Annotated in this window: 9 protein-coding genes (1 of these 9 running past the window's edge); 6 read left to right on the top strand and 3 right to left on the bottom strand. The window is 64.8% G+C overall.

What is annotated here, in order from left to right; translation table 11 throughout:
* The first annotated feature begins 258 nt into the window (after positions 1-258).
* The 6 genes from GV818_RS24980 to GV818_RS24955 all read left to right on the top strand — a co-directional run bounded on the left by GV818_RS24980 (position 259) and on the right by GV818_RS24955 (position 5,009).
* The gene (locus GV818_RS24980) at positions 259-447 is read left to right on the top strand and encodes a DUF1843 domain-containing protein (protein ID WP_161759240.1); all 189 of its coding nucleotides are present in this window, start codon (positions 259-261) and stop codon (positions 445-447) included.
* A gap of 35 nt (positions 448-482) precedes the next feature.
* Positions 483-1,118 carry a DUF1842 domain-containing protein gene (locus tag GV818_RS24975; RefSeq protein WP_161759239.1) on the top strand — a complete coding sequence of 212 codons (636 nt, stop codon included), beginning with the start codon at positions 483-485 and terminating at the stop codon, positions 1,116-1,118.
* Positions 1,119-1,168: 50 nt separating this feature from the next.
* A complete protein-coding gene (locus GV818_RS24970) occupies positions 1,169-1,774 on the top strand; it encodes a DUF1842 domain-containing protein (RefSeq protein WP_161759238.1) in 606 nt (201 codons plus the stop codon).
* A gap of 135 nt (positions 1,775-1,909) precedes the next feature.
* Positions 1,910-3,376: a GDL motif peptide-associated radical SAM/SPASM maturase gene (locus GV818_RS24965; RefSeq protein WP_161759237.1), complete on the top strand. Its 1,467-nt coding sequence runs from the start codon at positions 1,910-1,912 to the stop codon at positions 3,374-3,376.
* Positions 3,377-3,576: 200 nt separating this feature from the next.
* A complete protein-coding gene (locus GV818_RS24960; RefSeq protein WP_161759236.1) occupies positions 3,577-3,990 on the top strand; it encodes a VOC family protein in 414 nt (137 codons plus the stop codon).
* Positions 3,991-4,232: 242 nt separating this feature from the next.
* Positions 4,233-5,009, top strand: a complete 777-nt coding sequence (locus GV818_RS24955; protein ID WP_161759235.1) for a helix-turn-helix transcriptional regulator — start codon at positions 4,233-4,235, stop codon at positions 5,007-5,009.
* Between the two features lie 88 nt (positions 5,010-5,097).
* On the opposite strand, the gene GV818_RS24950 is transcribed toward GV818_RS24955, so the two are convergent.
* The 3 genes from GV818_RS24950 to GV818_RS24940 all read right to left on the bottom strand — a co-directional run.
* Positions 5,098-7,056 carry a MacB family efflux pump subunit gene (locus GV818_RS24950; protein WP_161777816.1) on the bottom strand — a complete coding sequence of 653 codons (1,959 nt, stop codon included), beginning with the start codon at positions 7,054-7,056 and terminating at the stop codon, positions 5,098-5,100.
* 2 nt (positions 7,057-7,058) lie between these two features.
* Positions 7,059-8,210 carry a macrolide transporter subunit MacA gene (gene macA / locus GV818_RS24945; protein WP_161759233.1) on the bottom strand — a complete coding sequence of 384 codons (1,152 nt, stop codon included), beginning with the start codon at positions 8,208-8,210 and terminating at the stop codon, positions 7,059-7,061.
* A gap of 160 nt (positions 8,211-8,370) precedes the next feature.
* On the bottom strand, positions 8,371-9,772 hold the 3' portion of the coding sequence (locus tag GV818_RS24940) for a non-ribosomal peptide synthetase (protein ID WP_161777815.1). Its footprint extends 13,304 nt past the window's final position; only the last 1,402 of its 14,706 coding nucleotides appear in the window; its start codon lies beyond the right edge, outside the window — the gene reads right to left on this strand; it ends in the stop codon at positions 8,371-8,373.

The raw sequence follows: 9,772 nt of genomic DNA, 5'->3' as shown, positions 1-9,772 counted from the left end.
GCAAATCCCCCACCCCCAACTGAAAAACCCGCCAATCCCGCCTGATCTATCGCCGCCAGCGATCAACCCAGCGGCTGCATATCGCCCTTTGGAATGACCACTCAAAGGCTCTGCAACAACCCTTTCCCAAGCGTGAATCCACCTGTCGGAAACCCCTTAAATCAATGTGCCATTAGCCTTCCATTTCCAACCGCGCTGCTTAACTGCAAAGGCTGCTGAACACAGCAGCCCCCTCAACACCCATGGAAGGCACACGCCATGAGCAACGCATCTCAACACACGATTCCACCCTACGGGGTGGCCATTCAGTCGGCGATCTCCGAAGGCAAACTGCCACAGATGAAAGCCCTGCTGGCCACGCGCGATCCGAAAAAATCCGAAGCCAAGGATCTGCGCAGCGCCTACGAACAGCTGGCCAAGGAAGTCGCCCGCCTGGAACACCACTAATCGCTGTTCCCCTGTCACGAATGGAGGCAAAGCAAATGTCCGGTTCCAACTCGCACGCCGAAGGCCTGTTCCCCCTGAGCTACCGCATCGGTACGTCCCAGCCCGGGGCCCCAGCCCTGATCCTCAACCTGCTGGTGTACTCCCCGGAGCACAGCGTACGCGGCACCTCATCGATCACCCAGGCAGTCAACCCACCCCTGGACCTGCACAGTGATGTCTGGGGCCAGTACACCTACATGACAGTCATGTCCCCCACGTCCAGCAAGATCCTCATCACCGCCCAGGGCAATCAGGGCGGACCTGGTTCCAACTCCATCATCAACTTCAAGCTGCACCTGGTGGTCGGCGACAACTGGAAGGAAGGCATCGCCAACTACCAGTACTTCAACGGCCACAGCTGGGTTTCAGTGAACCAGGTGCCGGCTCATCTGCAGGAAACCGTGCAGTCCAGCACGCTGTCGACGCCAGACCTGCAAGGCAGGAACAGCGCCGTACAGACCACCAGCGCCGCGCTGTATGGCGGGCCGATTCACGGGGCCATCGCCAGCGGCGACCTGGCGCAGATGAAAAGCCTGCATCGGGTAGCCACCCAGCAGCTGGAACAACTGCCGCTGATCCGCACGGCACTGGATTCGGCCAAGGCCGAGATCAGCCGGCAGGAACGACGCTGATACCGGTGGTCCAGCGAACCTGATGTCTTCCATAGATAAGGAGTTGCAGCATGACAATTGGACTGTTCCACACCCGTATCATCGTCGCCAACCCGGTCATCGGGGCCCCCGTACTGACCCTCGACTTGCTGGTCGACACACCGAAGAAACGCGTCAGCGGCGTCGCCCGGATCACCCAGAGCACCTCGCCACCGGTGCACTTCCACGCGGATGTCTGGGGCGACTATTCCCAGGTCAAACTGGACCCTTCCAGCGAGGGACACATCATCCTCAACCTCGCGGGCAACCCCGTTGGCCCCACCAGCCACATCGTCGAGACCTTTCATCTGCAGGGCATCCTCGGCCTCGACTGGGCCAGCGGCTTTGCCAGCTATCGGTATCAGTACCTGGGCCACTGGCATGTGGTGCAACACGCCGCCGTGAGCCAGGCACCGGTGGACCAGCAGTCCGCCGAGCGAGCCCCTCAGGCCAACCAGCCGAACCTGCATCCCCATCCGCTGTATGCCGTGGCGTTGCAGGAAGCCCAGAGCAGCGGCGATCTGGCGCGGCTCAAGGCCTTGGTGGCCCAAGGCGAAAAACAACTGGCCAACAGTGAAAACCTGAGCCAGGCGGTGCAGCAGTTGCAGGCAGAAATCAGCCGCCTGGAACGGCGCTGAGTCCAGGCACTCGGGGCCGGTCGATCATCGCCGGCCCCGGGTCCCGCTGTACCTATCGCGCCATTGCCGCTCAAGGAAGGCGCGCCTATTTCGATGGGTTGGTGCCGCGTACCGCTGGGTACGCAAGGATCTTTCATGTCAGACCGTCTCCCCGCCCGCTACCTCAGCGAAACCGACCTCAAGCGCTATGTGCCGGTGCACGTGGTCTGGGAAATCACCCTCGCCTGCGACCTCAAGTGCCTGCATTGCGGCTCCCGCGCCGGGCATCGACGTCCCGGTGAACTGAGCACCCAGGAATGCCTCTCGGTGATCGATTCCATCGCCGCCCTGGGCACCCGGGAAGTCACCCTGATCGGTGGCGAAGCCTATTTGCGCAAGGACTGGACCCGACTGATCCAGGCCATCCACGACCACGGCATGTACGTAGCGATCCAGACCGGCGGGCGCAACCTGACCCCGGCCAAGATGCAAGCCGCGGTGGACGCCGGGCTCGACGGTGTCGGCGTGTCCCTGGACGGCCTGGCGCCGCTGCATGACGCGGTGCGCAACGTCCCCGGCTCCTTCGACAAAGCCCTGGACACCCTGCGCCGGGCCAACCAGGCGGGGCTCAAGGTCAGCGTCAACACGCAGATCGGCGCCGCCACCCTGCCCGACCTGCCGGCCCTGATGGACTTGATCATCGACGCCGGCGCCCGCCACTGGCAGATCCAGTTGACGGTGGCCATGGGCAACGCCGTGGATCACCCCGAACTGCTGATGCAGCCCTATCAACTGCTGGAAGTGATGCCGCTGCTGGCGCGCCTGTACCGCGAAGGCAACGAGCGCGGGCTGCTGATGAACATCGGCAACAACATCGGCTACTACGGCCCCTACGAGCACATGTGGCGCGGCTTTGGCGACGACCGCGTGCACTGGAGCGGCTGCGCCGCCGGGCAAACGGTGCTGGCCCTGGAGGCCGACGGCACGGTCAAGGGCTGCCCGTCCCTGGCCACCGTGGGTTTCTCCGGCGGCAACGTGCGCAACATGAGCCTGCACGACATCTGGCACTACAGCGAAGGCATCCATTTCGGCCGCCTGCGCTCGGTGGATGACCTCTGGGGCTACTGCCGTACCTGCTATTACAACGACGTCTGCCGCGGCGGCTGCACCTGGACCTCGCACTCGTTGCTGGGCAAGCCGGGGAACAATCCCTACTGCCATTACCGGACCCTGGACCTGCAGAAAAAGGGCCTGCGCGAACGCATCGTCAAGCTTGAAGAGGCCGGCCCGGCGTCCTTCTCCGTGGGCCGCTTCGACCTGATCACCGAACGCATCGACACCGGTGAAGCGGTGTCCAGCGTCAGTGACAGCGGCCAGGTGATCAAGCTGGCCTGGGTCAACCAGGGCCACGCCTCCCCCGCCGAAGGCCGTATCCCGCCGCGCCTGGCCCTGTGCCGCAGTTGCCTGGAGTACATCCATGCCCATGAGAGCACCTGCCCGCACTGCAGCGCCGACGTCGCCGCAGCCGAAGCCCGGCACCAGGAGGACCGGCTGCGCCAGCAATCGCTGATCAACACCCTGCACCACCTGCTCGGCTTGCCCCAGGACCAGCCGCACCTGTAGTCGCGCCCTACCCCAGCCGCGCCACAGGTTCGGTGCGGCTGGGTCTAAGCGTTGTTCAGGTCATGGAAAAAGCGTCTAAGAAACCCCTCCCGCTCAAGGCTGATTGGGGCTTTGCTATGGACAGTCTTCCGGCGGGCCCTGGCGCCCGCCGGTTGTTCCTGGGCAATGCCCGACCTGATGCCTGCACGCGGGAGTACAGCATGAAAATCAACCCCTACCTGATCTTCAACGGCGACTGCAAAGCTGCCTTCACCTTCTATGCCCAGTGCCTGCAGGGCCAGATCGAAATGCTCATGAGCTTCGGCGAAAGCCCGGCCCGGGAGCAGATTCCCGCCCACTGCCATGACCGGGTGATGCACACCCGGCTGAGCGTCGGCGACCAGGTAATCATGGGCTCGGACACCACCCCGGACCGTCCTACTCAAGGCTTTCACGGTTGCTCGGTGTCGCTGAACGTCAGCAGCGCCAGCGAGGCCGAACGGGTGTTCGCCGCCCTGGCGGACCAGGGCAGCATTCAGATGCCCCTGGAAGCGACCTTCTGGGCCGAGCGTTTCGGCATGCTGGTGGATCGTTTCGGCGTGCCGTGGATGGTCAACTGCGAAAAAACCCAATAATCAACCGCGCCTCGGGCAACCCACCGGGGCTTCACTGCCGGGTGCTCCGCAACGGAGCACCGCGCTGATTCCATTGCGAACAGCAGATTTTTCGGCACTTCATCAAACCGCCACCAGAACCCTGTACTAGGATACGAGGCGACCCTTTGTCGATCTGCGTAAATTGGAGGTAAATCAACACCCACCCAAACTCGTTGCTATAAAGACAGTCCTTCCACACCTTCACATTCATGGATGAAATGATGAACTCACAAGTACTGTTTCCACACATTGGCAAGGTCATCGCCAGCACCGGCAGCCGCAGCTTTCCGCGCATGCTGCACGACCTGATACTCACCCAAGTGGCGGTGGATGCCACCCATATCACCCAACTGCGGGTGAACCCGGAACACCCAGTGAGCAGCACTGGCCAGACACAGATGCAGACCCGGCATCCGCTGTACAGCGATGTCCACAACGGTGACGATCCGCTGCTGCGTGCGGCCTTTCCCGAGCCCTGCGCCGCGCCGCTACCCCGCTCTCGTCGAGACAGCGAGGACCCCGCGCAATTGCACCTGACCGGCCGCAAGGACTCCTACCACTACGTGCTCTCGGTGTACCGCAGCAGCCAGGCGCAAAGCTTTTCCCCCCAGGAACGCCTGCTGCTCGAAGACATCTCGCCACTGCTGCTGCCGATGGTGGAGAAACACATCAGCGCCCTGCAACCGCGCGGCGACTCGCCGGAACAGGAATGCGCCGCCATCGAGGGCCTGGAAACCCTGCGCCTGCGCTTTGCCGACCGCTTGGCGCAGTCCGGGTTGCGCCTGTCCAACCGCGAGATGGAAGTGTGTGTCGGGCTGCTGGCCGGACGCACTGCGCCGCAGCTGGCCGAGCAGTTCGAGCTCAAGGTCAACACCGTGGAGAGCTACCTGAAACGCGCCGCGATCAAGCTCGGCATCAGTGGCCGGCATTCGCTGCTGCGCTGGATGTATTCCCCGCAAGAGGCCTCGGACACCCCGGCCGGCAACTTGCCGACCTGATGCCCTGCGCGGCGCTCAAGCACTAACCCCTACCCCGCCGGCCCTCAGTGCCGGCGGTCTGCTTCTGCTCATGGCTTTCTGTCCGGGCTCAATCCCGGGCCAGGGCTTCGATCGGGTCCAGTCGCGCGGCATTGCGCGCCGGCACAAAACCGAAGACGATGCCGATCAGGGTCGAACAGGCGAACGCAGTGATGATCGAGCCCATGGAAAACACCATTTCCCACTCCTTGATAAACAAGGTGAACAGGTAGCCGATGCTGAAGGACAGGGCGATGCCGATGGCCCCGCCGATCAGGCAGACCATCACCGCCTCGACCAGGAACTGCTGGCGGATGTCCGACTGCCGCGCCCCCACCGCCATGCGGATGCCGATCTCCCGGGTGCGTTCGGTGACCGACACCAGCATGATGTTCATCACCCCGATGCCGCCCACCACCAGGGAAATCACCGCGATCAGCGACAGCAGCAGGGCCAGCGAACGGCTGGTGCGCTGCACCGTCTGCATGATGCTGTCGAGGTTGTTGGTGAAGAAGTCCTTGGTGCCGTGGCGCTGCGTCATCAGTTTCTGCACGTGCTCTTCCACCACCTTGCTCGGCTGGCCGTCCTTGATCCGCACGCTGATGCTGTCCAGGTGACGCTGGCCGAGCACCCGCCCGGCGGCGGTTTCATAGGGCAGCCAGACGTTCAGCAGGTTGCTGGCGGCGAACATGTTCTTGTTCTCCCGGGTCACGCCGATCACCGTGCACGGCAGGTTGCCCACCAGAATCACCTGCCCCAGGGGGTCGACGTCCGGGCCGAACAGGCGGTTGCGGGTGTTGTGGTCGATCACCACCACCTGGGCCTGGCGCCGGGCATCGTTCTCGCTGAAGGCAATACCGGCCGCCAGCTTGATGTCGCGCACCTGGAAGTACAGGTGGCTGACGCCGTTGACCGTGGCATTGAGGTCGATGTTGCCGTAGCGCAGCAACAGGTTGCGGCCGACCATCGGCGTGGCGCTGTCGACGTAGTACAGCTGGTTCAGGGCTACCACGTCGGCGGGCATCAGGGTCTGGATCACCGCGGCCCGGCTGTCGCCGAAACTGGCCCCGGGAAAGATGTCGATGGTGTTGCTGCCAATGGCCTGGATGTCCTTGAGCACGTAGCGCTTGGCGCCCTCGCCGATGGCCACGATGGACACCACCGAGGTGATGCCGATGACAATCCCGAGCATGGTCAGCAAGGTGCGCATGCGGTGGGAAATCAGCGCCACCCAGGCCATCACGAAGGCTTCCTTGAACAACCCCAGGCTGGCCACCAGGCGTCGTGCACCAGCAGGCCTCGGGGTCACTGGTGGCTCGCTCGGAGCCTCGTCGGCGGGGCGCTGGTTGGCCCGGTCACTGACGATCTCGCCGTCGCGCACTTCGATGATGCGCTCGGCGTTGGCCGCCACCTTGGGGTCGTGGGTGACGATGATCACCGTGTGCCCGGCGGCGTGCAGTTCCTGGAGGATGCGCATCACCTCCTTGCCGCTGCTGGTGTCCAGGGCCCCGGTGGGTTCGTCGGCGAGGATCACCTCGCCACCGTTCATCAGCGCCCGGGCGATGCTCACCCGCTGCTGCTGGCCGCCGGACAGCTGGTTGGGCCGATGGTCCAGGTGCCCGGACAGGCCCAGGCGCGCCAGCAGCTCCCGGGCCCGCTGGTGACGCTTGCTCTCCGGGGTGCCGGCATAGATCGCCGGCATCTCGACGTTGTGCATGGCGTTCAGGTGCGGCAGCAAGTGATAGCGCTGGAAGATGAAGCCGAAATAATCCCGGCGCAGTTCCGCCAGGGCCTGATCGTCGAGGTCACGGGTTTCCCGGCCGTTGACCTGGTAGCTGCCGGCGGTGGCGTAGTCGAGGCAGCCGAGGATGTTCATCAGGGTCGACTTGCCTGAACCCGAGGCCCCGGTGATCGCCACCATTTCCCCGGCCTGGATGCTCAGATTGATGTTTTTCAGGGCCAGGAACTCGCGGTCCCCGGCGGTGAAGCTGCGGCTGATGCCAGTGAGCTGCAACAGGGGCTGGCTCATGCTCAGGCCCCTGCCGTGCCGGGCGCCGGATCACCGATCACCACCTTGTCGCCCTCCACCAGGCCGTCCTTGATCTGCACCTTGACGTTGTTGTTGATCCCGGTGCTGACGTTGCGCGCCTGGGCATGGCCCTTGGCGTCCAGCACCCGCACCGCGAAGCTGCCGTCGGCATTGCGCGGGCCGAGGGCGGCCACCGGCACCATCAGCACGTCCTTGGCAGTATCGAGGACGATTCGCACCTGGGCGGTCATGGCAATGCGCAGCCGATGGTCCGGATTGGGCACATCGAACAGCGCGTTGTAGAACACCGCAGTGTTCTGCTTGGGGGTGCCGGCGGTCTGGGTTTCGAGAAAGTTCTGCGGCGCCGGCTCGGTGCCGCGCAGCTGGGCGTAGTAGCGCTTCTCGGCCTCGCCGAGGATGGTGAAATACACCTGCTGGCCGGGGGCGATGTGGATCACGTCGGCTTCCGAGACCTGGGCCTTGACGGTCATGGTGTCCAGGTCCGCCAGCTTCAGCAGGATCGGCGCCAGCTGATTGGCGATCACTGTCTGGCCTTCCTGGGTCACCACCCCCACCACGTCGCCGTCGATCGGCGCGATGATGCGGGTGTAGGCCAGGTTGACCTTGGCGGTGTCGATCTGGATGTGCGCGCTCTTGATCTGCGCATCCAGGGACAACAGGTTGGCCCGCTGCACCCCATAGTTGGACTCGGCGGTTTCAAAGTCCTGCTGGGAAATCGACGCGTCCGACTGCAGGTCGCGGTAGCGCTCGTAGATCGCCTTGGTTTCCTTGAGCTGGGCGGCGGTGGCCTGGCGCTTGGCTTGCAGGTTCTCCTCATCCACCTGGGCCTGGCGCAGGGTGTTCTGCAACACCAGGGGATCGATTTCCGCCAGCCACTGGCCCTTTTTCACCTTGTCGCCGACCTTGACCTTGAGCGACTTCAATTGCCCCGACACCTGGGCACCGACGTCCACCTGCTTGATGCCCTCCAACAGGCCTGCGGCCAGGACCGCGTTCTCGATATCCCCTCGTTCGACCTTGGCGGTCAGGTACAGCGGCGGCTCTGCCGGGGCCTGCACCGTATAGAAAATCAATCCGGCCACAACCACCAGCAACAGCCCCATACCGATTTTGCGAAACTTCGACTTTTCCATAGATGACCACAAGTCCGTTGAGAGCGGGCTCCACCGGCCAGCGGCGAGCCCCCTTGCAGAACACCGTGCTGCCGTAGTGAGCGGTGTTCCAGATGAGTGAAATCTGTTGTTCAGCCAACGGCGGGCACCCTGCCCGCCGCCGTGCCGGCTGCGCCGCAACTCATGACACGACCTCCCCCCGGGCCAGCGACAGACCGTCGTGCCACCAGGCTGCCAAGTGGTAGACGTTGGGCGCCTTGAGCAGGCTGAAGTGGTTGCCCGGGCCGTACCAGACTTGCAGGTCCGTCCCTTGCCGACGCCAACCGTGGATCATTGCCTGCTGCTCGCGGCGATTGCCGGCAGCGTCCAGGCTCGGGTCGTCCGCCAGCACCAGCCGCACCGGGCCCTGGTAGCTTCGCTGCGGCTGGTAACGGGTGCGCAGCGCGGTGGCGAAGGTCCGCGCCGGGCCGTGCAGTGCCCGAGGGTCGGCGCGCCGAGACAGCAGGCCGACCCGCACCATGCCGGCGTGCAGCAGCTGCATCTGCATGCTGTGGTCCTCGGCGGCAAACAGCTCGGGGTCGATGCCCATGCTCTGGCCCGACGCCAGCTGCATGGACTCGATCAGCCGCCACAAGGCCGCCGAGGTGGTGTAGGGCCGTCCCACCACGCCATTGCCCCCCGGGGCTTCGCTATCGATCAGGGTCAGGGAGGCCACCTCGCGGCCGGCGGCCTGCAGCATCCCGGCCATCTCGAACGCCACCCAGCCACCGAAGGAATGGCCGATCAGATGCAACGGCCCTGCCGGATACTCCGCCTCGATAGCCTGCAGGTAATGCTCGGCCGCCACCTCCACCTGGCCGTGGGGCACGCCGTGGCCGTCCAGGCCCCGGGCCTGCAGCCCGAGAATCGGCCAATCCGCCCCCAGGGCCTCGGTCAGGCCGATAAAACCGGTGACGCTGTCGCCGGCCCCCGGCACACAGAAGATCGGCGTCTGCCCGGCGTTGCCGCTCTGGATCCGCAGCAACGGCTGATGCGCTGCCTGGCTGGCCAGCACCCTGCTGCGGGCAGCCTGAGCCTGGGCGATGGCGCGGCTCATGGCCTGGCCGAGGTCACGGATGTGCGGCGCCTTCATCATGCTCAGGTGATCCCCGGGCACGCTGACACAGTGCAGGCGTTCCGCGCCCAGCACCTCGCCCCAGCCCAGGGTCGGACTGCGCCGGGACAGCTCGGTGGGCCGCTCGGCGGCGCAGAACAGATGCACCGGCATGGCCAGTGGATGCAGGCAGTAGTGGGCCAGCGCGTGACCGTGGGCCACCTCGCGATCCAGGTAGTGCCACAGCGCCTCGGGCGCGGCCGCCGCCAGTTGTTCAAACAGCAGGCCCTGCTCCCGGCAGTGTTGCAGCAGGCCGGCAAAGTCGACGCTGTCGAGGTCCTGGCGCAGTTGTTCCAGGGCCTTCAGCGGCTGCACTCCAGCGGCGCCCTGGGCGCTCCAGAAGGCATGGCATTGCAACAGCAGGTGCTGCTTCTGGGCATGGGCCCCGGACCAGCGCGCCTTGCCCTGGTCGGTCAGGCGCGGCACATAG

Source organism: Pseudomonas sp. Fl4BN1 (assembly GCF_009908285.1).
Classification (GTDB): domain Bacteria; phylum Pseudomonadota; class Gammaproteobacteria; order Pseudomonadales; family Pseudomonadaceae; genus Aquipseudomonas.
The sequence above is the reverse complement of the archived record's forward strand: the minus strand, read 5'-3'. Positions and strand labels throughout refer to the sequence as shown.